Below are 25,350 nucleotides of genomic sequence, written 5' to 3'. Positions count from 1 at the left end.
AATCAATAGTGACATTTTTGACAATCAAGACCTCCGATATCGCTCACTTTTACCGTTGCTCTTTTCCCATTCTTCAATTCATCGTGATAGGTCTTGTAACTTTCATAGTATTTATTGTCTGCAAATTTGACATCGGTTTCTCTGTGACAATTGATGCACCAACCCATGGATAATGGAGCATATTGTTTTACCAGGTCCATTTGCTCAATTTTGCCGTGACACTTTTGGCAATCGATTTTGCCGATGGACACATGCTGGGAATGGTTGAAATAAACGTGATCCGGCAGGTTGTGAATCCTTACCCATTCGATCGGACCCGGAATTTCAGGTTTGGTTTCGCTGGTGAGTGAAGATTTGATCTCTTCCCACTGTTTTTCTGCTTCGCGTTTGGTACCTTCTGATGTTGAAGCCAGATTATTGTCTTTTATATAATTGTCTTCAATCCATTTTTTATAAACTTTTGCGATATCATCTTCCGACATGGCCGTGTAATTATCAATGTACTTATCTGAAGAAGGATCAAATCCGATAGAAGCATAAATTTTGGTAAGCTCTGCGGTACCATAAGTGCTCCCTTTTTTAATCGCAGCATGGCAGTTCATACAGGTATTTGCAGCAGGGATCAATGATTGCTTAGACCTTCTTGCTCCATCGTGGCAATAATTACAATCTATTTTGTGGAGTCCTGCATGTGTGGCGTGGCTGAATTTGATGGGTTGCTGCGGAGCATAATTCTGCTGTCTGCCAAGTGAAATGGCATTGTTTATAGTAGTGTAACCTCCAAATAATACCAAAGCAAAAATGACAAAACTCACTACAGATTTGCTGGATAGGAATTGGAAGGTTGTTATTTTTTGTGCAGTCTGGTCACCTGCATTGACTTTCAAACTATATACCAGATCGGCTGTAAGTCTCCACAAAAACAATGCTAGACCAACCAGAAGAATAAAAATGAGGAACATCCAAAATGAAAATCCGCTTTCTTTTTTAGCTTCTGTTCCCGGCCCATCGTTAGGAACCAGTACTTTTGGACCGTAAGTTCCTTTATATACTCCATCGATATATAGCAATAAACTTTCTATGTCGTCATCGGTCAGGTTCGGAAAGGCGGTCATAACCGTTGGTTTGTATTGGTTCCATAGTTCTGTTGCCTTTGGATGACCTGCTTTGATCATGGCCTGAGAATTGCGGATCCATTTGTAGAGATCTTCTTTCGGATATGTGGCCCATTTCTCAGCACTTCCGCCCAGGGGTGGCCCGGTAAGTGCGTCTTTCATGTTTTTATTATGACAGGCCGCGCAATTATTTTTAAACAGATCCTTACCCACTTCGATATCCGGAGCGGAAAAAGGAGCCAAGAAAGTCAACAAAACCAAAAAAATGGTTGAAAAAGATTTCTTGTAGCTCATAAAAGATTGGTATATAGTAAGTTACAATGAAGCAAGCAAATATTAAAGCTTTTCATGATGTTTCGGCTGCAAAAATACCGCAGAATTGGATTTTCCAAAATTAAATGCCAGATAAGTTTCATAGAAATCTAAAAAGTTCAATTCCGGGTTTTAGCAAAGCGTTAAAATTAGTTTAAAATTTATTTTTATTTCGATGTTTTGATAATTATCAGACCGCAATTGGAGCTTTAATGGCAGGATGAGATTCGTAATTGATTAGCTTAAAATCTTGATAATCAAATGCAAATAAGTCCTTGATCTCGGGATTGATCCACAATTGCGGGGATGACAGAGGTTTCCTCGCTAACTGCTCCTGAGCCTGCTCGATGTGATTGAGATAGAGATGGACATCCCCAAAAGTATGTATAAATTCACCCGGCTTAAGTCCTGTTACCGATGCAACCATCATACAGAGCAAAGCGTATGAGGCTATATTAAAAGGAACTCCAAGGAACACATCGGCCGACCTCTGGTATAACTGACAGGACAATTTCTGATCTGCTATATAAAACTGGAACAAACAATGGCAGGGACTCAATGCCATTTGGGGCAATTCATCGACATTCCAGGCAGAAACCACCAATCGCCTCGAGCCCGGGTTGCTCTTTATTTCATCGAGGATATTTGAAATCTGATCAATAGGCGTTCCCGTTTTACTTGGCCAGCTTCTCCATTGTTTACCATAAACCGGGCCTAATTCGCCATTTTCATCGGCCCATTCATCCCAAATGCTAACACCCCTCTCGTTTAGATATCGAATATTGGTATCGCCCCTTAAAAACCACAACAACTCGTAGATGATTGATTTGAGATGCATTTTTTTGGTAGTGAGCAATGGAAAATCCTGCTCCAGGTTAAACCGCATCTGATAACCAAACAAACTACGGGTACCCGTTCCGGTCCTGTCCGGACGTTCTATGCCTTCTTTCAATACTTTTTCGAGTAGTGTGAGATATGCCTCCATTGCTAATTAATGCGCAAAGTAACATATTAAAATAATTATAATATAATTTTTTGGATTATTTATAGACTCCTTCTAATGGCTTAACTTTACACGGAATCAAACTCAATGACTTATCAGAGCCTAAGGCACTGTTGCGATGATCTGGAAAAGACGGGTCAGCTGATCAGGATCCGGAAAGAATTGGATCCGGACCTGGTCATTCCAGCATTACACCGTCGTGTCTATCAGTCCCGTGGACCTGCTTTATTATTTGAAAAAGTGAAAGGCAGTCCCTTCCAGGCTGTTTCTAATATTTTTGGAACTAAGGAAAGAAGCTTTTATCTTTTTGAAGATGTCATACGCAGGTTTGAATGGCTGGTTAAGTTGAAAATCGATCCGCTCTCCGGTTTAAAATCTCCATTTCAACTTCTGAAACACCTTCCCTGGCTGATGGCTTCTTTGCCTAAAAAACAAAACCATTCTCCCCTGAAGCATCATTGCACCTTATCCGAACTGCCAAAGATCCGTTCTTGGCCCCGAGATGGAGGATCATTCATTACACTTCCTCAGGTCATTAGTTTTCCGCCAGATTCGCTTTTGCCAAAACAAGCGAATGTCGGGATGTACAGGATTCAACTGGACGGCAACAGCTATATTCATAATGAAGAGGTTGGCTTACATTACCAACTCCACCGGGGAATCGGCGTACATCATCGCATGCACCTGGAATCCGCCCATGAGTTTAAAATAAGCATAGGAGTTGGCGGGCCTCCGGCCTATACACTGGCCTCCATTTTCCCTTTACTCGAAGGCTTAAGCGAAATCCTGTTTTCAGGTCTGTTGAATTCCAGAAGATATCACTATACTATACAAGAAGGATATTTTTTACCAGCTGATGTAGATTTTTGCATTACGGGAAAAGTCAAAGAAGGCCTACTCAAAGAAGAAGGTCCGTTCGGAGATCATTTGGGTTACTACAGTTTAAAACATCCATTTCCTGTTCTTGGCGATCTTAAAGTCTGGCATAAAGCAGATCCGCTGTGGCATTTCACTGTAGTAGGAAGACCCCCTCAGGAAGACTCCTCTTTTGGTGCACTGATTCACGAGTTTGTGTCTGAACTCACTCAATCTGAATTTCCAGGTATCAAAAAAGTGCATGCGGTTGATGTTGCAGGAGTACATCCATTGTTGTTGGCTGTTGGAAGTGAGAGGTATATGCCATTCAGAGAGCGCAAACCGGAAGAAATTCTGACACAGGCAAATCACTTGCTTGGAAAAGGCCAAACTTCTCTGGCTAAATATCTGATCATTGCAGCCGATGGAAGTGATTCACCACCTGATATTCATCACATCGAAGAGTTTCTAAAATATGTTTTGGAACGCATCGATTTTACCAAAGACCTGCACTTTCAAACCCAAACTACAATAGATACGCTTGACTATTCGGGTTCGGGTTTTAACGAAGGGTCCAAATTAGTGATCGCATGCAATCGCGACCCACAACGTAAACTCTCCGAAGAAATTCATCTCTTTGATAAAATTCCAACACCATTTTCCAATCCCAGATTGATTACAGCCGGGATCGTTGCCATAAAAGGAACAGCCTTTACCAATTACCAACAAGTCGACCAAGAAATAAAACCCTTAATTGAATTTCTTGGTCAAAGTGAATTTGAAAAATTCCCGCTGGTTGTCCTTACCGATGATTCTGAATTTACTGCTTCCGATTTTTCAAATTTTCTTTGGGAGGCTTTCACGAGAAGTAATCCCTCGCATGATGTTTATGGTGTGCGCCCGCATTATAATTTTAAACATTGGTCATGTTCTCCTCCTCTGGTTATTGATGCCCGGACAAAACCACATCAGGCTCCGGTTTTGGAATCAGATCCGGATGTAGAACGCGAGGTGGATCAAATACTACACGAACATGGTCAACTTAAAAATCTGATCAAATGAACATTCCGGAAAAATTTAAACTCCAAATGGAACAACTCCTGGGTTCGGAATGTCCTTCATTCATCGATGCCTTACAAAGTGAACCTGCAACGAGTATTCGTTTAAATCCATTCAAACAAGAAAACGAATTGCTACTGGGAGAACGGGTACCCTGGTGTCAAAATGCATATTATCTGAATGAACGGCCGGTTTTTATTGTTGATCCATTTTTCCATGCAGGTCATTATTACGTACAAGAAGCCTCTTCCATGTTCCTCGATTATCTTTTAAATTATTTGAATATATCAAAAGACATCACTGTGTTGGATCTTTGCAGCGCACCCGGAGGTAAATCAACTTTGCTGGCATCTTATTTTTCAGATCAGGCTTTTCTTCACTGTCATGAATTTGACTCTCAAAGAACTGCAGCACTTCAACACAATATGTTAAAATGGGGATGCCCAAATGTGACCATTACTCAAGGTGATTTAAAATATCTTCTGCGGACAGATATTTCGTACGATTTGGTATTAATTGATGCACCTTGCAGTGGAGAAGGAATGTTTCGCAAAGAATCAAAAGCATTGGCACAATGGTCGCCGGAAAAAATCCAAAGTTGCCAAAGAATGCAAAAAGAGATCGTCCAAATTGCCAGCCAGCTTTGCAATGAAAACGCTTTACTGATTTATTCAACCTGCACATACAACACTTTGGAAAACGAAGAGGTTCTTCAGCCTTTCATCGACAACGGCTCATTTGAAACCATTGAAATCAGTCAGCCATTTAATTTATGGCAATCCAATCAGCATAATGGGATTTTTACTTATCGGTGTTTGCCCCACAGAATAAAAGGAGAAGGACTTACCATTTCTGTCCTCAGAAAAAAGGAACCCAACAAAATAAAACCAGCCTCTAAAAAATTTAAAATTCAGGATCCCCATGCTTTTGATTATTTAAAGCCTTGGTTAATAAAAAGTAAAGAGTTTATATTTTCTGAAATCAATAAAAACATCTTTGCTAAACTTCCAATACATACATATAATTCTACCCGGTGTTTAGAAAGTTTAAATGTCTGGAATTCAGGAGTTCACCTGGGACAAATTAAAGGCGATGATTTTATCCCCGCACACGGATTATCACAAGCTAACGATCGTTCGCCACATTTGCAAGAAATTCAGCTGGATAAAAATGAAGCCCTGAACTACCTTAAATGTTTACACTTTCCGCTCAAACTTAATTCTGATGACAAGTGGCAGCTCGTAAAATACCGTTCAGCAACACTGGGTTGGTTAAAATCCAATCCGGCAGGTTGGAAAAATTATTATCCTAAACATTACAGAATTCTCAACTACTAAATTCAAGCAACATGACAAACAAATTATTGTTCATTTTCAACATTTTGCTTCCATTTGTCATTTCCGGACAAAATATCCTTCCGGAAATCATCCAGAAAAATGTGCAGTTCCAGGGAAATGTGATCAACATCAATTTCGATGCCACCGATGCTGACGACCTTATGCTCGAAATTCAGATTAAGATCTTCAGTCTTGACCCTGCAAGCTTGCATGAAGAAATAATTCCAATCCAGGTTTCAGGAGATATCGGATATCCTGTGCTGCAGGGAGTGCAGAAGTCGATACAAGTCACTATCGACCCCATGCTCAGTCATACCAAGCTGCGCCTATTACTCAAAGCAAGTGATAAAGCAATTTTGGATATACAAAATTTGGTTGATCAGGTAGACTCTGCACAGCTCATCCAATCATTAAATATTCTTCAAGGTCGGAGGAATACAACAGACCGCCCGTTCTACGATGCGTCCAGAGACTATATATTTGAGCGTCTGAACTCAAAAACAAAAGCGCAAAGGCTGACAGCACAACAGCCTCCGCTGACTATTGTGAATATTGAAGCTTCCCAATACGGCTTTCAAGACCCCTCTAAAGTTATTATTGTCGACGCCCATTACGACAGCTTTGGATCATCTCCTGGTGCGGATGACAACGCCTCAGGCATTGCCGGTGTGCTTGAGGCCCACAGGATTCTTAGCGACTATTGCTCCAATAAAACAATCAGATATCTCGCATTTGATTTGGAAGAAGCGGGTTTATTGGGAAGTCTGCTTTACGCAGCGAATCAATTGTCTAAACGCGAAACGGTTCAAGCTGTACTCAATTTTGAAATGATCGGATTTTATACTGAAGAACCCAATACTCAGGATTTACCAACCGGCTTCAATATACTTTTCCCCGATGCCTACAATAAGGTCATCCAGGATCAGAGGAAAGGAAATTTCATCACCAATGTAGCCAACACGAGTTCATCCACATTAAAAACTATTTTTGATCAGAATGCAGCAGCATATGTACCGGCATTACGGGTAATCTCTCTGGAAGTTCCTGGCAACGGCAGCATCGCACCGGATCTCAGACGTAGCGATCACGCGAGTTTTTGGGATCGGGGCATTCCTGCTTTGATGCTGACAGACGGAGCCAATTTCAGAAATAAAAAATATCACAGTGCTTCAGACTCTATACATTACTTGAATTTTAATTTCATGTCGAATGTGGTTAAGGCAACATTGGCAAGCTTGCTCCAACTTGGAGAATTTGAACATGCACGATGCCTGGAGATTCCCATTCAACTTTCTACAAGTACCCATGAAAAAAACAATCTTAAATCTACTGTAAGTTTAATAAATCATTCTATTCACCTGGTACTTAATAAACCTACATTTGATGCCACGGTCACGATTTTAAATCTGTTTGGCCAGGTAATTTACAAATTCAAAGCTTTGGATATCCAAAATCAATGCACCCTCCCTTCTCCGGATTTACCAGAAGGCAGCTACTTCATTTGGATACAAAGCGGAACAGAATATTCTGTATCAAAACTAGTAGCATATGACTAATCAGGTTGTTTTAGGATTCGGTTCTAATCTTGGAGACAGGTCAGATAATATTATTAAAGCCATGAATTTATTGGCTGATTCCAAAATAAATGTATTACAAGTTTCTTCTTTCTACGAAACAGAGCCCTGGGGAAACCACAATCAAAATCTATTTATAAACGCTGCAGCGGTTGCCGATACAGAATTAAATCCTTTCGAAGTTTTGACCGCCATCCATGTGATAGAACTTGAATTTGGAAGAACGCGCCAGACCAAGTACGAAGCAAGAACTCTCGACATCGATATCCTTTTTTATAATCACGACGTCATGGAAAATGAACAGCTTACTATACCCCACCCGCAAATTCATAAAAGAAATTTTGTATTGAAACCCTTATCAGAGATCATACCTGAATACATCCATCCCAGATTCAAGTTATCGATAGACAAACTATGCCGGTTGTGTAACGACAATTGCACAGTTATAAAATTAAACAAACATGAAACATTTTCCTAATAAATACATTTGTATCGAGGGTAATATAGGGGCGGGAAAAACCAGTTTTTGTCAAATGACAGGGCTTGATTTTAATTGTAAAATCGTATTGGAAGAATTTGCACAAAACCCCTTTCTTGAATACTTCTACAAAGATCCAGTCAGGTATGCGCTTACTGTCGAACTTTTCTTTTTAACAGAGCGCCAAAAACAAATACAGCTGGAAGTTTCCCATACGGATTTATTTTACGCATTCACTATTTCTGATTACACCATATTGAAAAGTTTGCTTTTTGCAAGATCTAATCTCAATGCAGAAGAATACAAACTTTACTTTAAAATATACACAGCGCTTACACACAGCCTTCCAAAACCCGATCTTATTTTATATCTTCACAGAGACATACCTCAGGTTCAAAGCAATATCGACAAACGAGGTAGGTTGTTTGAAACCCACATCAGCAACGAATATCTTTCTAAAATTCAGGAAAGCTATTTTTACTTTTTCAAAAATCAAAATCAAATTCCCGTAGTCGTCGTCGATTTACAGGACCAGGATTTTATTAAGGATAATCACATTTACACAGAATTAAAAAACATTCTTTTAAAATCGTATTCCCCAGGTTTGCATCACATTAAAATTCTAAATCTATAAATTATGAAATCATTCTTCTCCAATGTATTTTCCTCTTGCTTTGGCGCTCTGTTGGCCATGGTTGCAATTGTACTGATATTTATGGCTATCGGTGCAGGAATTATGGCCGGTGAAAAAGCCGGTCCGGAAATCAAAGATCCTACGGTGTTAAAATTCAGCCTTCAGGACCCCATACCTGAACAAAGTAATAACATTCCGATCAATCCTTTCGAATTTAATACAGAACCCCTGATCGGTTTGCACGATCTGGTTAAAACGATTCATAAAGCCGCCAAGGATCCAAAGATTAAAGGAATCTATCTGAACTTAAATTCATCAGCAAATGCCTATGCGACTCTTAAAGAGATACGCGATGCGCTGATATCTTTTAAAGAAAGTGGAAAATTCATCGTCAGCTATCATTTACTATTGGACCACAAAAGTTATTACCTGGCATCGGTGTCTGATGAAATTCATTTACATCCAATCGGATTCGTAGACTTAAAAGGTTTTAGTTATTCTATTCCGCATTTTAAGGAGTTTGCAGATAAGATCGGCATGGATTTCAATATCTACTACGCTGGAGATTTCAAAAGTGCAACGGAACCATTCAGGATGAATAAGATGAGCGACAGCAACAGAGTACAACTTCGGGAATATCAAAATGAAATTTTTAATTACTACATTCATGAAGTGGCAGCGTCGAGAAATCTGACAACTGATGAACTCAAAAATAATTTTGATCAATTTCTGAGTTATGCCCCTGAGAAAGCAAAAAGCAACAAACTCGTCGATCAATTGTCAAATGAAGCCGATGTTTATAATTCGATCCGCACCCGATTGAAAATTGAAGAATCAGCGAAGATCAATATAGTTGCAATAGAAAAATATTACGCTTCAAAAAAAGAGAGCGACGAAGATTACTCAAGCTCCAACAGAATTGCAGTTCTGTATGCTGAAGGCGATATTATCGATGATCCCGGAACGGAAGGTCAAATTGGAAGAAAATACCTGAATATTTTACGCGAAATTCGAAAAACCAACAGCATTAAAGCGCTGGTTTTGAGAGTTAATTCTCCTGGCGGATCAGCCATCATGAGCGATGACTTTTTAAAGGAAGTAAAACTTATCAAACAAGCCGGCAAACCGGTCGTCGTTTCTATGGGAGATTATGCAGCATCCGGTGGTTATTACATTTCGAGCTTTGCAGATTCCATTGTAACCAATCCATATACCCTGACCGGCTCTATTGGAGTGTTTTCTCTGGTTCCTAACTTCAGCAAATTATCCGGCGACAAAATAGGGATCGATTTTGATACCGTTGGTACCGGAGCCTATGCCAATACATTTCAACTCACATTTCCCTGGGGTTCGATGGAGAAAAAGATACTCGAAGAAAATATAGAAAATGTTTACCAGCGTTTTTTAAATATAGTTTCAGAAGGCCGGAGTATTAGCCCGGAAGAAACACGCAAACTGGCGAAAGGACGGATTTGGAGTGGAACCAGGGCAGTCCAGTTAAATCTTGCCAATCAAACCGGTTCCTTGCAAGATGCCATCAAGATCGCAGGAAGGATGGCAAGCCTCGAAAAATACAGGATTAGTGAATTCCCAACACAAAAAGATCCCATTCAAAAATTCATCGATGAACTCCAGGGTAAAAATGAAACGAATTCCTCCAATCAGGAATTGCTTATCAAAACTCAATTGGGAAAATTAGGGCCGGTCTATACCGAACTAAAAAAGCTTGAAGAGTATTCCGGCAAAGCACAAATGAGATTGCCTTTCCTGATTTCTCTCTAGTGAATAAAAAAAAGTCTCCGTTCAGATTTGAACGGAGACTTTTCATTTTCTTATTGAAACTGCATTAGTTTAGTCGAGTATAACCATGCGTTTGGTTGCAGTTCGGTCTGCAGCATCCAACTGGTAGTAGTAAATACCGCCACCTGGCAAATCAGTTTTATCGATTTTAACAGAATTCGTGCCTTTATGAGCACTGAATTGATTCAAGTATGCCACCTTACCAGTGACGTCGTAGATGGTCAATTGAACATCAGCGGCATCTGTCAGTTTGAAGCTAATTGTTGTTTGCTTATCAAACGGGTTAGGTGTATTCTGATAAAGCTCGAAAACAGTTGTTTGTTTTTGCTCTTTACCGGAACGTGCTGTCAATTGAATATCCTTCGTATTCAATGCATGATCGTAAGCTTCAACTGCTGTAATCGCATTGTTCAGGCTGATTACTTTTGATGATTGGCTATTTGCCAAAACAATGAAAGTTAAAGTGAACAATACCTCTTCATTCTCAGCAGATACTGCTACCTGATCATTCCAGCTGAAGGCAATCAATCCACTTTCCATGCTCTGGAAACCGAAATTTGATTCATCAAGGTGCAGAACACCTGCTTCAAAACTTTCAAAGGATAGCACATCCTGATCAAATTTCAGGGTCATTTGCATTCCACTGATCTGGTTAAAATCAGAAGACTTAAATGTCATCTTGAAAGTTTCACCTGCAGTTAAAGATCTGTCATCGATATGCAAATTCAGTACATCTGCATTACGTCCGGTAACATTCAATAAACCACTCGCAGAAGCAGAATTATTGACGTCTCCCATTTTAACAGCTACAAAATCAATTTTTGTAGATGGGTTCAAGGTCACGAAATTCTTCTCCGTTGGGAAATCCCAGGGCTGCTGAGGATTACTAAATGTGAAGTCGGATGGTATCATCAACCACGAACTCACCTTCGGAAATTCTGCAGTAACACCAAGGATCAATTTGCGGATTTCAGAAATATCGGCAGCCGTAATAGAATATGTTTTGTTTACATCTGCAGCAATTAGCTTATATGGACTGGTCAACAACTCCATACCAAGAATATGGCGTTGAATTTTAACGATGTCTGCTGTGGTTACACCATTTGCAGCATCATCAAGCCTTTTAGATTTGATCATGTAATTTGAATTCAAATTCAGATCTCCAAACAGGTAGTTGCCATTGTTGTTCGTAGTAGATTGTCTAACCAATGTATTGGCATTAAACAACTCAACTGCCGCTTTTGCTGTGAACTCTCCGTTTTCGGTCTTTACAAAGCCATTGACGTTTCCGGAGTTGAGTGTAGGAGGATTCGGACAGATATTCTGATTGTCCTGAACAATCACTACTGTAGAACAGTAGTCCCTGTTTCCTTCTTCGTCTTCTACCCAAACCTGAACATCAATAGTGAGTTCATCCGCCTTTTGCTTAGCAACGAAATCATCACAGCATACGCGAATGCTTCTCTTGCTGGTGTCTCCATCGAAATAGAATTTTAATTTATTTTTAGGAGTACAGTTATCAAAACTATTAAAATCCAGATCCTTGGCCCAGATGTCAACACATCCGGATGTTGGCATCGGAACCGTAATGATACCTGTTAAGCAATAAGGTGTAGGTGCTTTGCAGTCTTTAATTTCAAATAAAGTACAGCCCGTACCTAAGTTTCCACATCCATCTTCTACATAGAAGCAAATTTTGTGTACACCTTCAGGATAAGTTCCACTTGCATCAAAAGGATTGTTATTATCATCAGCATAAGGATTGTCGTTAAACAACGGTGTACGTCCTGCAGCAAATTCCTTTTTGGTCAAAGGACCCACTTGAAGGTCATTACCAGAATGTGTGCCTTTACCATCGTTATACAAGTCAATTTTATACTCGTAGTTCAGCCAATCCTCTGGTGTACAGTTGTCAGTTACCTCAGGAATTATGTTCAAATGACCGTGACAGATTCCATTTAATTTCTCTGCTGGCTCACATTGACCCAACTCGATATTATTAATCACTGGTTTATCCAAGTCGCGAACTTTTATGATTTGAGTAAACTCCCATCTTCCTTCTGTGGCTGAGCTGTTAGGCTCGTACTGACACCAATCAATAACCACCCATTTTCTGAGAATTTTGTAGCAAGCATCCGGTTCAATGGTAAATACTTCATCAAAATGTTCAACAGCAATCAGACTACACTGATTTCTCGCTCCTTGAACGATCTCCGGTCTTCCCAGCGCAGGATTATCTGGGCTAATGTCTGCTCCACAGCCTTCAATAAAAGTACCATTTCTTTCACAATCAGGCCAAATGATATCATCCTGATCATCGCAGTAGTTAGCTCTATTGACATAAAATGGATCACAATTCACGACCCAAATGGTCTGCGTAGCGGTAATCACCTGACCATTCGGTCCGGCAACAGAAACATCGCGTAAAATTCTTCCTTGTCCGCATTCTCTAAGATCGCGCACTTCAATTTCGGGAGTTGCATTACATGAGGACAAAATATATCCATCAAATCCCCATACCAGCTCATATTTATTATTGGGATGCGCCGGATTATAGTAGCTGTTGTAATAATTACATGCTGTGGTTGGAGCAGGAATTGGATTTGGAGGAGAGACTGGAATATATCCAGGATATCCAGTAATTGTGTTCTTCGAACAATATTGGCTACATACCAAATCTGTGGTCTTAACCTTAGCTCTCCAAGCCAGATCACTAACTACTTTTCCAAAAACATCGTTATTGGGATCTTTTATGGCATCGATATCAAACCAAAACATACAGCTGACAACGATGTCTGGTGGTGCTACAACAGTAGGTATGCTTTTATCTTGCACTTCTACTTCTACCATACAATCGCTAAATCGATTGAACAAGTAACCGTTTTGATTCATCGCATATGGATGAACCGGACCTGCACCAGGATCGCGATCAAATACACGGAAAACTACCATAATTGATTTCCCGGCATCAGCACAACAGAATTTTACATAATCATCGAAGTAAATCTGATTACCAATAGCTGAGTTGTCATCATCGCCATTGACACCATTGCAAAATCCATCATTGTTACTTAGGCTACCATTGTTAGTACCCAACAACTCGTCCATGCGGATCACCTTAAAATAGAGATGATTTGAACAATTGTCAAATGAACCATCATCGAATGTGCTGGCATAAACTTTTGCTGTATTATCTCCAGGACTTTGAGAACCAGTTAATGTAACTACAGTTTCTCTGTCACAAACAGCATTTGGAGGAGTGTTATCTTGTACATCGAGGACGACTCTTCTCTCGGTAATGTTACCGCAGCAGTCCTCTGCAACAATGTAAGCGTTTTGGATACCAAGAGGAAGATTTACCACGACATAACCTTGAACATCATTGCCCAGAACTGTACCACTTTCCACTCTGATGGAATAATGTACTTCATTGGAGCAATTATCGAGAACCCATGCTGGAGCAACGTCCCAGCGACCTTCACATCGCCATGGGTCTGTATTGATAACAAGGCTGTCAGGGTAAAGAACAGTAGGTGGAACGAGGTCCATAACTTTTATGATCTGGTTGGTGTCTTTTACTTCACCGGTACACCAGTTCAATAATGTCCAAACGCGAAGCAATTTGTAACATCCAACAGGACCTGCATCGCAACCTGGTTTTGAAATATCAATTCGTATATCGCGGAAAGTTGTAGCAATATTGGAACAACCTGCATTACCAGGCTCCCCGGTACCTTCCCACATCACAACATTATCATCCCAGCAAGCGCCATTTGCAGGATAATATACAGGATGTGGACTTGGATGCCCTGCAAAGGGTCCGACGTCGATACAATTCCAGCCTAATTTTTTAGGAAGTCTTTGTCCTGAACCAATAAAAATGGATGAGTCTAATAAATATCCGTCTACACAATCTGGATATGCAAGAATATGAGACGAAACATTTTTCTTTGAATCATACTTCGCATCGCAACTTAAGGCATATGTATGACCCGGCAACAATAAACCATCGTAATTTAAAGGATAAGTCAGATTGTTCAGGTCCCCTAAAGCAACCGTGATCGTTTGAATGCAAGTGTCCCTGTTTCCGGACTCATCTACCGCGATGAAATGGCGGGAAATGATTTTATCATAGCCCGACTGGCAAGAACCTTTCGATACGATATCCTTATAAGTAAGGGTATAGCCACCGCAAGCTTCATAAACACCGGGGGTTCCAGTAAACGAAGGATCTGAGCTTTCATAGCATTCAATAGTCAGATCTCTCGGACAATCCACTCTTGGAGGCAGTTTATCCTCAACACACACTTTTCCCCAACAGGAATTTCCTGTGGAGATTTCGCGAATCGTCACCCGCAAACAAGTTCCAATCTGCGCAGCTCCTAATTGCAGGAAAGGCGTATTTGGATCTTCGTCTACAAGTTTATTCGTTACCCAGTCTCTTGCTATCACTTCATAAAGGACGTTGAATCCAAATTGTTCGAGCAAGTGTTGTGGCAACACGGTAGCCCTGCAATTTTCATCCAAACTCACCTGAATGTGGTCGTGACAAACCAATTGTGAAACAAAAGCCTGGTCCTTGGGCTCATTTGCAGCATGAATATGCAATACTGCGAACAAAGCCACCATCAGCATCAGACAATTCTTTTGAAACTGTCCTCTCAAATTAAGTAAGCATAGTCTAATCATACACTAGAGATTTGTTATTGTACTCTTAAAAAAAATAAATTGCTTCATCTGGTCCGGAAAAGACATCATGATTTCCAGACATTGAGTACTGAGAATGGTTACAAACTGAGTATGAGCAGAGGTTAAAAAACGGGTGTTACTTCACTGGTTTGATCTAAATCGTGGAGAATAAATTATTTCAATCCATCCACTGGATCATTCAAGCGACAACACAATAATCTAACAAATGAATTAGGGAGTCAAGAGAAACTTGATATTTTTTTTAAGATTATATCTAATCTCATTGATCTTAAAGTTGTAAAATATTTAAACCCCTGGCGATTCAGGAACCAAAGAACGGGTCAAATTAGAAAAATATATCGCATGTCAACCTACCTATTGGTGTAGGTAAACAAGGTTTTGAATTCCCTGGCAGGAATCCTCTAATTGTTTTACTAAAATCATGCCAAAAACAAAAAGGGGAACTCAATTTAATGAGTTCCCCTTTTATAAAGAATTAGACTTGTGCTTAATCTATAAGAATCATCCTTTTAGTTGCAGTATGGTTTACTGCATCCAATTGGTAATACAAGACACCGCCTGCATTGAGTTCTGATTTCTGAACCTTAAATGTGTTCAGACCTTTGGTTCCCTGAGTCTCGTAAACCCTAAGAACCTTGCCAGTAACATCGTATACGCTGATTTTTACAGCACCTGCTTCTGGTAAACGATAACTAATAACGGTTTCCTTTGCGAATGGGTTAGGTGAATTCTGGTACAACTCAAATACACCGGATTCAACCAAACCTTTGTCTGTACGCACTCCAAGATTTACATCTTTAATATTCAAAGCTGCATCGTAAGCTTCAGCAGTTGTAACTTCTGAAGTTACGGCCAATAAACTACCAATATTAGCTTGATTTGAAGCACGGAAAACAAGTGTGAACAACGTTGCATCTGAATCGAAGCTCAAAGCAGATTTATGGTTCCAGCTGGTTGTCAGGATTCCTTCATCCAGTCTGTTCTTACCAAAATTATTTTCATCTACAGCCAGAACACCTGATTCAATTCCTTCCAGACTCAAAGCCTGACGATCGAATTTCAATGTAAACTGGTAACCAGTTATGTTGGTGAAGTTGCTTGATTTGAATTCAACTCTGTATAGTTCACCAGCAACAGTTTGATTATTCTCGATCTCAAGATTCAGTTTACCATTATTTCTGGTTGTACTGCCTGAAACCTGATGACCTCTGGCGTTGGTATTCACATCTCCCATTTTCACAGCTACAAAATCTACGATGTGTTTCTCATCGTTGACGATGGTAATGCCTGCTTCGCGAGGAGTACCATTCCATGGAAGCTGTGGATTAGGAAATACAAATGCTTTAGGTATAAATGTCCAGGATGGAACTTTCGTGAATTGTGCATTTACACCCAAAACCAGTTTTCTGATTTCAGTAACGTCAGAAGCGGTTATACTAGAACTGTTGTTAACATCCGCAGCAATGAGTTTATATGGGCTGTTTAACGGCTCAATACTTAAAATATGTCTTTGTATTTTAACGATATCCGCTGTACTCACTCCGTTGGTGTGGTCGTCATTTCTGCTTACCTTAACGTTGTAGGAATTAGGCTCCAGGTCACCAAAGAGATAGTTTCCAACATTTGTTGTCATTATTTCTTTCTTCATGTTGTTTGAAACATAAAGTTGAACATTGGATAATTCCATTTCATCGTTATTTTCAGTTCTCAACTCACCGGAAATCCTACCGTTGAATGAACCGGTATTAGGACAAACATCCTGATTGTCCTGAACGATTACAACCGTTTTGCAATAGTCTGTATTTCCTTCTTCGTCTTCAACCCACATTTGTACTTCAACAACCAATTCGTCATTAGCTCCTGCAGCAACAAAATCTGAGCAACAAATTGTAATGCCCGTTTTTGTAGGATCACCGTCGAAATAGAACAACAGATCATCGGCATCGGTACAGTTATCAAAACTTCCTCTGTCCAGGTCTTTTGCCCATACGGTTACACAACCACTGGTTGGCATGGGTACAGTAATAATACCTGTCAAACAATAAGGCGTTGGAGCTTTGCAGTCTTTAATTTCGAACAACTGGCAATTGATTCCAACGTTTCCGCAACCATCTTCCACGTGCCAGCAAATTTTGTGAATACCTACAGGATAGGTACCACTGGCTTCAAACGGATTGTTTGCATTGTCGGCAAAAGGATTATCGTGGAACAATGGAGTTCTACCTGCAGCAAACTCTTTGCGGGTCAATGGACCAACAACTGCGTCATTTCCGGAATAAGCTCCCTTTCCGTCGTTGAAAAAGTCAATTTTATAATCGTAGAATAACCAATCCAATGGACTGCAATTGTCGGTAGCATCGGCAACGATTGACAAATGACCATAACAAATACCATTGGTTTTGGTAGCTGGTTCGCAGTCTCCGATGTTAATTGAAACAGAAGGTTTGTCAGTATCTGTTACCTTAATAATTTGGAGATACTCCCATCTTCCATTGACAGGATCCAGACTTGGATCGTACTGACACCAGTCGATTACCACCCATTTCCGAAGAACTTTGAAACATGCATCTGGCTCAATCGTAAAGATTTCATCAAAATGCTCAATACTGATCAATGCACAAAGATCATCGGCACCATTTTCAACAACAGGTCTGCCCAAGAGAGGATTATCCGGACTCAGGTCCGCTCCACAACCTGGAATTGTAGTTGCCTGACCTGTACAGTTGCCTGGCCAGGTAATATCATCATCGGGATCGCAATTGTCAGCACGGTTGATATAGAATGGATCGCAATCAACAACCCAGATGGTCTGAGTTGATGTTACGCTGATTCCATTAGGACCACGTGCCACAACGGTACGAGTCAACTGACCCTGGCCGCATTCGCGATTGTCGTTTACACTGATCGTTGGAGTATTTCCACAAGTACTTAATACATATCCATCAAATCCCCAGGTCAATTCGTGTTTTCTATCCGCATGTGCTGTATCGAACAATGCGCGATAGTAATCACATGCTCTGTTCCAGGCTGGTGGGTTTGAAGGTGGTGCTCCGGGAACATATCCAGGATAACCGGTTATATCATTTCTTACACAATAGTTATAACAAACCAAATCGTTGGTTACCACTTTATGCCTATCGCTAAGATCGGTCACTACCCTACCGAATGTAGGATCGTTTGGATCGTCGAGTTTATCTACGTCAAACCAGAACCAGCAGCTCACAACGATATTAGGTGGAGCTACAACGGTAGGTACGCTTTTATCCTGTACTTCAACTTCAACCATACAATCGCTAAAACGGTTGAACAGGTTTCCTCCCGGGTTCATCCTAGCCGGAGCAATCGGACCATCTCCTGGTTCGCGATCGAATACGCGGAAGACTACCATAACTGTATTGCCTACGTCGGAGCAACAGAATTTTACATGATCGTCAAAATAGATTTGGTTACCATCGAGAATAGCGTTGTCGTCGCCATTGATTCCGGCACAATTTGTACCATCATCAGCCTGATTGGCGTTGCTTCCATTATTTGTGCTTCTCAGGTGGTTCATGCGAATAACCTTGAAGAAAATATGTGGAGCACAATTGTCAAAGCTTCCCTGATCGAAAGATTCAGCAAAGATCTTAGCAAAGTTTTCTCCGGGCGATTGATTTCCATTTATAGATACAACGGTTCTTTGTTCACAAACAGCGATCGGAGGAACATTGTCCTGAACATCTAAAGCAATTCTCCTCTTGGTAATATTTCCGCAACAATCCTCAGCAACGATGTAGCCATTCTGAATTCCTCTTGGCATATTCACAACCACATATCCAGTGGTTTCATTACCCAAAACGGTACCATCTTCGACTTCAACCGTATAATGAATTTCATTACTGCAATTGTCGACTAACCATGCTGGTGGTACTTCCCAGCGACCAGTGCACGTCCATACTTCCATATTCACGATGACTGTATCAGGATAAAGCACTTTAGGTCCTTCCGCATCGGCAACTTTAATGATTTGGTTGGTTCCTCCGATGAGGCTGGTACACCAATCCATCACAGTCCATTTTCTAAGTAGTTTGTAACATCCCACTGGACCAGCATCGCAATTAGAAGTTTGTATGTCAATTACAATATCTACATAGTTTACTGCCAGATTTCTGCAATTTGCACCACCGGGATAACCGGTTCCATGCCACATGACGATTTCATCCGGGCCCCAGCAAATCGGATTATTAGGCCTCCAGTTTGGATGTGCAGGATAATAAACAGGATATGGACTTGGATGCCCTTGATAGGGACCTGAATCCAGACAATTCCAGCCGAGAACTCTTGGCAAACGCTCACCTGCAAGATCTCCTGCCGGACTTGGCAGGAATCCACCGGTGGCAAACCAATGTGCAGAATCGAGCAGGTACCCATCTACACAATAAGGAGATGGCAGATAGTGTGGAGTTAAGTTCTTATTAGGATCAATTTTTCCGTCGCATGATAACATTGGGTTCTCAATATTGTCCCAACTTAAAGGAACGTCAATATCGCTGAGGGTTCCAACACTGACATTGATAACATGCGAACATGTGCCTCTGTTTCCATAAGGATCAACAGCGATAAATGTTCTTCTAATGATCCTGTCAAACCCATCTGCACAAGTTAAAAGAGTAACATCATCTTTATAAGTGAGGCTGTATGTACCACAATTTTCCAATACCACTGGCGAACCCGTATAGGCTGGTGTTGTTGGAGAATAACAAGGCACACAAGTATCCCGAGGACAAGTAAGCACCGGAGGTAATTTATCTTCTACAGTTGCATGTCCCCAACAAGTATTCCCAGTCTGTGGATCGCGAACGGTGAGTTTTAGCTCTCTGCCGATATCCTGAGATCCAACCTGAGCACCAGGTACATTGGGTTGTCTGTCGACTAAAGCATTTGTGATCCAGTCTCTGATCTCAACGATATAATCATCGTAACATCTGTATGGACCACCAGTCAATACTTCATCAGCAGAGATGGTAGCAAAGCAATTTTCATCCAAGCTGATTTGAATTTCATCATTGCAGGCGAGTTGTGTTACTGTATTCGCATACTCATTAACACACACATCAAACTGACAAGTTGCAGTATTGCCCTGAGCATCTGTGGCCATATAACACAAGGTAGTACATCCAATCGGGAAGTAAGTGCCGGGTCCATAAGGTTGACCGCATGTTTGAACAACATCGATCATGGTTGTAGCAAACTGATAATTTACGTCTCCATTAAACATCCGTATTTGAAATGTACCGGATACCTGGAAGTAAGTAGTACCAAATTGAACCCTACCGCCAACTACGTCAATTTTTAAATTGGCATCACCCTGAGGTGTGGTCGAACAAGGAGCCGCACCATTTACGTAATATTGTGAAATCCCAGGGCCGGCACCATAAATTGCCATACCCTTTGATTCACCAGGTCCCAGTAAAACAGGAGTGGTAAAATCAAATTGGGTCAACAATCTTGGGTTTGGTGGTGGAAAAGTTGATTGCCCTATTTTCACCATATCTCCTGCCACCTGAGTCCACGCACCTGCCATGTTTGCAACGGGTTGCCAGGTTCCAGGATTGGTTGTCGAATAAATTCTGTATAAATTACCGACACCATTATGAGGCATAAAACTCAAGCCAGTTGCTGCAAGGAGCTGCCCACTTGTATTTTGTATATTAAACATCAGACCGATGAAAAATCCTCCTGCGGTAAGGAAGTTATTGGCTCCTAAAGTACAGCCTACGGAAGTCATTCTTACTCCCCCTAATTGGGTTCCAGAACAATTATCCATCGCCATAAGCGGTGGGGCATCCCATGAAGCCTCGCACTCGCCGGGACCTAAATTGAGAATAACTGCTTTTGGACAACCTACTATTACAGGAGGCTCCATATCGGCAACGGTCACTGTAAAGGTCAGGGTAATGCAACCATTCTTAGCTGTTACTGTGGTCACTCCCCCTTTAAAAGTTGGTCCGGGTGGATCGAATATGGCAGTACAACCTCTCGGAGTAATATAATCACTTAAATTGACATTAGCTTCACATGTACCGGGAGCCATCCCAACTGTAATGTTTTGGACTGAGAATCCAGGACAAGCCGGAGGTGGGGGTGTGAACAGGAAGCAATCGCCATTATTTAAGAAAGCGGTATTGAAACTCAACAAAGAAAACTCTCTTGGAGTTGCAACTATGTTTTCGATTCCAACAGTAGCACTCAAACCTCGGTCAAAGCCTGCTTGTGTTCCTCCAAAGAAAACATCCAGGTATTGAAATTTAAATTGATTGGAAGTTTCATATAGTTTTACCTGAAAAGTTACAAACTGGTTAGTAACTTCATTAAAATGCCCATTTTCAAACCATTCAATGGTAAAAATCCTATTGGGAGCTGTCCCATCTGTCCTGGAATATATACCAGAATTTGCGGAAGGTAAAGTTCCTGCCCCTGAATCCAAATCATCCCAAAAAGGATACATGGCTGCTCCAATCTGTGTTGCTGCAGTTGGCAAATTTGTGTTGGTAAGGGCTCTAGTCGTTCCTGTACTTGGAAATACAATAAAGCCATTGTTGCTTACTTTGATATTTGTATAGTTATTACAGTAGTAATTAAATGTAAATGGCAAATTGACCGTAAAAAAAACATCGTCACCTCTACCTACTAAAGTGGTACCTGCCTGTCCTTGAATTTGGACGTAGGGGTCTGTACAATTAGTTCGTGTGTAAAATTGTGCATCTGCACCGGTCACATTAAAAAATGCAACCACAAAAAGTAAAATACTCTTTAGAGATGCTCCAAATAAGTTCTTTTTCATGAGATTGAGTTTTGGCTATTAATGGTTATGTGGGAATTAGAGTTTTAAAAAATTGACCAGGTCATTGAATTCCTGCCTCCAGTGCTTGCGCTGAAAACGCATCAATGCTTCTGTATCGTTTGCCCCGTATCTGTTCACTTCGTGATTGAGGAAAGCAGAAGTGACTGCATAATCGGTTGTGCTTGGAATGATCGTAGCTTCATTTAAAAAACTCAAAGCCAGTGAATACAATTCCAATTTCGATTCAATTGCATCGCTGGGATTGTTGTTAAATGCAGTTTTGAGGTTATCTAATTCAACTCCAAGTAACTGCTTTGAAATTTCACTCGATTTCAGATTGGGTAGAACTGATTGCGCCTGCAGCCCTACTGAAACGAAGAGAAAAAATGAAACGAATAAAAGACTAAATCTTTTCATGAGATTATGGTTTATTAAATTTAATTCAAAAATCAATAACCAAAACCTGAAACGATTTTGCGGATACACCACAGGTACTAATAAGTTTAAATTACTTATTAGAAGATTTGAAAAAAATGACAGAAATCAAATGGATGCTTCGTCCGTAAAATTTCGTCTTAAGCTTTGGTTATGTAAAATGTCTACGGTCTGGCCCCTTCGAACCAATCCAGTGCAAATGTAAAGTACATTATAACATTTCCAAAAAATAATAGGAATAAAATTAAAATATTTTTAAAATATTAATTCCCAGCAATTTACACATATGTTAAAATAGTATTGGGAAATTCTTGAAAGTGAGTGTTTTAGCTTCTTAGCCAGCGCTTATTTAGTTGCTTTTGATCTCAGAAACGAGTTTCGTAAGCGATTCTTTTGCGTCCCCAAATAACATAAAGGTCTTGGGTTCAAAGAACAAGGCGTTGTCAATTCCTGCATATCCGGCCTTCATGGAACGTTTTAGAACAATAATACTCTTTGAATCTTCAACATCCAGAATCGGCATGCCGTATATTGGGCTTGCAGGGTCGGTTTTGGCAGCAGGATTAACCACGTCATTTGCGCCCACCACAAGAACGACATCTGTTGTAGCAAATTCAGGGTTGATGTCCTCCATTTCAACGAGTTTGTCATAACTGACGTTACTTTCAGCCAACAATACGTTCATATGACCGGGCATCCGTCCGGCAACAGGATGTATGGCATATTTTACCACCACTCCTTCTTCCTCGAGCAGATTTTCGATTTCATGACAAACGTGTTGTGCCTGAGCCACAGCCAATCCATAACCGGGAACAATAACCACTTTCTTTGCATATTTCATCAAGACTGCAGCATCCGACATCCCAATTTCTTTGATATTACCCTGGACATTAAGGCCCGAACCACCACCTGAGCTTCCTCCCCCAAAATTACCAACTAAAACATTGGTCAGCGAGCGATTCATGGCCTTGCACATGGCCACTGTCAAAATCGTTCCGGCAGAACCCACTAAAATTCCTCCGATCAGCATTACATAATTGTCGTACAAGAAACCTCCGCAAGCTGCAGCTACGCCTGTAAATGAATTTAATAAGGAAATGACAACAGGCATATCTGCTCCTCCTATCGGAAAAACAAAAAGTAATCCATAGATCAGGGACAAAGCCAGAATTGTGTAAAACCAAAGATCTCCACCAAGTTGTCCGACGGCAAAAAGAACCGAAGAAACTAATATCGCAAGCAGCAAACCGATATTCAGAAACTGTTGCCCTTTAATACTCCAGTCGTTTATTTTACCCTCCAATTTACCAAAGGCGATCATACTCCCTGCAAAAGAAACAGAACCGATGACCAAACCTGCCAGAATGATGACGATTTTTTGAGAAAAGGTTTCGCTCGAAGCCAGGTTTGGGTCGTGGGCGAGGTGTCCATATTCGATCAAAGAGATCATCGCGGCACAAGCACCTCCCATTCCATTGAAAAAAGATACCATTTGTGGCATGGCAGTCATTTGGACTTTTTTAGCCATCACATAACCAATGGCAGTTCCGACGATCAGTGCAACAAAAATCCAGAGCAGATTTCCAAGATGCTGGCCTTCGCTATTGGTGTATAAAAAAATAGTTGCAAAAATAGCCAGCGTCATGCCTACAGCTGCAATGGTATTTCCATTTCTCGCAGAATCGGGTTTGCTTAACATTTTGAGTCCAACCATAAATGTTACAGCGGCTATCAAGTATAGGATCTCCAGTATATGTTCCATTATTTTTTCTTCTTAAACATTTCCAACATTCGATCTGTCACCACAAATCCTCCAACGACATTCAGAGTCCCCAGAACAACTGCTATAAATCCCAAAATCAAATGCAGCGTTTCCTGAGCCTGGCCCATTACAATAATGGCTCCAATGATAACCACTCCATGTATGGCATTGGCACCAGACATGAGCGGTGTATGTAAAACAGAAGGCACGTGTGATATCAGTTCAATACCCACAAATATCATGAGAATGATCAGGTAGATCATTTCAATGTTTTCACTGATCAATTGTAGAATACCCATTATTATTTTAAAATTTTTCCCTGGTGAACAATACGTGTGGCTTGAGTGATCTCTTCGTTAAAATCATCGACCCATCCGTCTTTTGTTGAAAGGTGGGTGAGTAAATTGTAAATATTTTTAGCATACAACTCGCTTGCATTGGTGGCAAGACTCGAAGGTAAATTGGTAATACCCACTATGCGCACGCCGTTTGCCTGTACGATTTCTCCTGTTTTGGTCAACTCGCAATTTCCTCCCTGCTCGGCTGCCATATCTACTATTACGGAACCGTATTTCATCTGATGCACCTGATCAGCCGTGATCAATGTTGGAGCTTTCTTGCCCATCACCAAGGCAGTTGTGATCACCAGGTCGGCATTGAACAAAGATTTGTTGACTGCGGCTTTTTGCTTTTCGAGATATTCAGCGGTAACTTCTTTTGCATATCCGCCCTCTGTGGTTACGCTATTATCTTCTACGGAAATGAATTTTGCACCGAGCGATTCAGCCTGTTCCTTAGTCTCCGCTCTTACGTCTGTGGCTTCCACGACAGCACCCAATCTTTTCGCTGTGGCAATGGCTTGCAATCCTGCAACACCAACGCCATAAATCAAAACTTTCGCAGGTGTTACCGTGCCGGCCGCAGTCATCATCAAAGGAAATGCCCGGGTCATGTAATCAGAACCAAGCAGCACTGCCTTGTACCCGGCTAAATTACTCTGGCTGCTCAACACATCCATGCTCTGGGCTCTGGAGATCCGCGGAATGGCATCCATTGAAATTGCGGATTGCCCGGCAGCGGCGATTTGCTGACACAACTCGGGATTCAATAAATGGTACATCAAACTCATCCAGCTTAAACCTGGTTTTCCTGCTTTGATCTCCTCAGAGGTAGGTGGGTTGATTTTAACAGCAAGGTCCACTTTTTGCAACAACTCATTTTTGTCATTTATAATTTGAGCCCCGGCCAGTTCGTAGTCCTGATCTCTGAAAGCAGATCCAAGACCTGCTGATTTTTCAACACATACCTGGTAGCCTTTTGCAATCAATTGTTTAACCACCTGTGGTGTCCCTGACACCCTCAACTCCCCTTCCCTGCTCTCTTTGAGAATCCCAAGAATCATTTGCTTCATTTTTTGAAGGTGCAAAAATAATCCAATTCGGTCATAATAAAA

The 25,350-nt window shown here is 40.9% G+C and carries 14 protein-coding genes; 6 read left to right on the top strand and 8 right to left on the bottom strand.

Annotation, left to right across the window (positions count from 1 at the left end; translation table 11 throughout):
* Window positions 1-2: 2 nt before the first annotated feature.
* Both IPM34_08190 and IPM34_08185 read right to left on the bottom strand, forming a co-directional pair.
* Window positions 3-1,409 (bottom strand): c-type cytochrome, encoded by a 1,407-nt coding sequence (locus IPM34_08190; protein MBK8955520.1) that lies wholly within the window; start codon window positions 1,407-1,409, stop codon window positions 3-5.
* A 208-nt stretch (window positions 1,410-1,617) separates the two neighbouring features.
* Window positions 1,618-2,412 (bottom strand): thymidylate synthase, encoded by a 795-nt coding sequence (locus tag IPM34_08185; GenBank protein ID MBK8955519.1) that lies wholly within the window; start codon window positions 2,410-2,412, stop codon window positions 1,618-1,620.
* A gap of 105 nt (window positions 2,413-2,517) precedes the next feature.
* Between IPM34_08185 and IPM34_08180 the strand changes: the two genes are divergently transcribed.
* Genes IPM34_08180 through sppA form a run of 6 tightly spaced genes read left to right on the top strand, consistent with a single transcriptional unit; the run spans window position 2,518 to window position 10,149 of the window.
* Complete coding sequence (locus IPM34_08180) at window positions 2,518-4,347, top strand: UbiD family decarboxylase (GenBank protein MBK8955518.1); 1,830 nt, start codon at window positions 2,518-2,520, stop codon at window positions 4,345-4,347.
* Window positions 4,344-5,681, top strand: a complete 1,338-nt coding sequence (locus IPM34_08175; GenBank protein ID MBK8955517.1) for an RNA methyltransferase — start codon at window positions 4,344-4,346, stop codon at window positions 5,679-5,681. The genes IPM34_08180 and IPM34_08175 overlap by 4 nt, the downstream gene beginning before the upstream one ends.
* Before the next feature lie 11 nt (window positions 5,682-5,692).
* Entirely contained in the window at window positions 5,693-7,237 is a 1,545-nt protein-coding gene (locus tag IPM34_08170) for a M28 family peptidase (GenBank protein ID MBK8955516.1), read from the top strand.
* Complete coding sequence (gene folK, locus IPM34_08165; protein ID MBK8955515.1) at window positions 7,230-7,733, top strand: 2-amino-4-hydroxy-6-hydroxymethyldihydropteridine diphosphokinase; 504 nt, start codon at window positions 7,230-7,232, stop codon at window positions 7,731-7,733. The genes IPM34_08170 and folK overlap by 8 nt, the downstream gene beginning before the upstream one ends.
* Window positions 7,717-8,367 carry a deoxynucleoside kinase gene (locus IPM34_08160; protein ID MBK8955514.1) on the top strand — a complete coding sequence of 217 codons (651 nt, stop codon included), beginning with the start codon at window positions 7,717-7,719 and terminating at the stop codon, window positions 8,365-8,367. The genes folK and IPM34_08160 overlap by 17 nt, the downstream gene beginning before the upstream one ends.
* Before the next feature lie 3 nt (window positions 8,368-8,370).
* Window positions 8,371-10,149, top strand: coding sequence for a signal peptide peptidase SppA (gene sppA, locus IPM34_08155; protein ID MBK8955513.1), 1,779 nt, complete (start codon window positions 8,371-8,373; stop codon window positions 10,147-10,149).
* A 69-nt stretch (window positions 10,150-10,218) separates the two neighbouring features.
* Here sppA and IPM34_08150 read toward each other — a convergent pair whose 3' ends face one another.
* The 6 genes from IPM34_08150 to IPM34_08125 form a co-directional block, all read right to left on the bottom strand.
* Window positions 10,219-14,856, bottom strand: a complete 4,638-nt coding sequence (locus IPM34_08150) for a T9SS type A sorting domain-containing protein (protein ID MBK8955512.1) — start codon at window positions 14,854-14,856, stop codon at window positions 10,219-10,221.
* A 508-nt stretch (window positions 14,857-15,364) separates the two neighbouring features.
* Window positions 15,365-21,700: an HYR domain-containing protein gene (locus IPM34_08145; protein ID MBK8955511.1), complete on the bottom strand. Its 6,336-nt coding sequence runs from the start codon at window positions 21,698-21,700 to the stop codon at window positions 15,365-15,367.
* Window positions 21,701-21,736: 36 nt separating this feature from the next.
* Complete coding sequence (locus tag IPM34_08140; GenBank protein MBK8955510.1) at window positions 21,737-22,117, bottom strand: hypothetical protein; 381 nt, start codon at window positions 22,115-22,117, stop codon at window positions 21,737-21,739.
* A 367-nt stretch (window positions 22,118-22,484) separates the two neighbouring features.
* Window positions 22,485-23,897 (bottom strand): NAD(P)(+) transhydrogenase (Re/Si-specific) subunit beta, encoded by a 1,413-nt coding sequence (locus IPM34_08135; GenBank protein ID MBK8955509.1) that lies wholly within the window; start codon window positions 23,895-23,897, stop codon window positions 22,485-22,487.
* Window positions 23,897-24,196 (bottom strand): NAD(P) transhydrogenase subunit alpha, encoded by a 300-nt coding sequence (locus IPM34_08130; GenBank protein MBK8955508.1) that lies wholly within the window; start codon window positions 24,194-24,196, stop codon window positions 23,897-23,899. Before IPM34_08130 ends, IPM34_08135 begins: the two co-directional genes overlap by 1 nt.
* A 2-nt stretch (window positions 24,197-24,198) precedes the next feature.
* On the bottom strand, window positions 24,199-25,299 hold the full coding sequence (locus IPM34_08125; protein ID MBK8955507.1) for a Re/Si-specific NAD(P)(+) transhydrogenase subunit alpha: 1,101 nt from the start codon (window positions 25,297-25,299) through the stop codon (window positions 24,199-24,201).
* Window positions 25,300-25,350 lie beyond the last annotated feature (51 nt).

Source organism: Saprospiraceae bacterium (assembly GCA_016716185.1).
Lineage (GTDB): Bacteria > Bacteroidota > Bacteroidia > Chitinophagales > Saprospiraceae > Vicinibacter.
The sequence above is the reverse complement of the archived record's forward strand: the minus strand, read 5'-3'. Positions and strand labels throughout refer to the sequence as shown.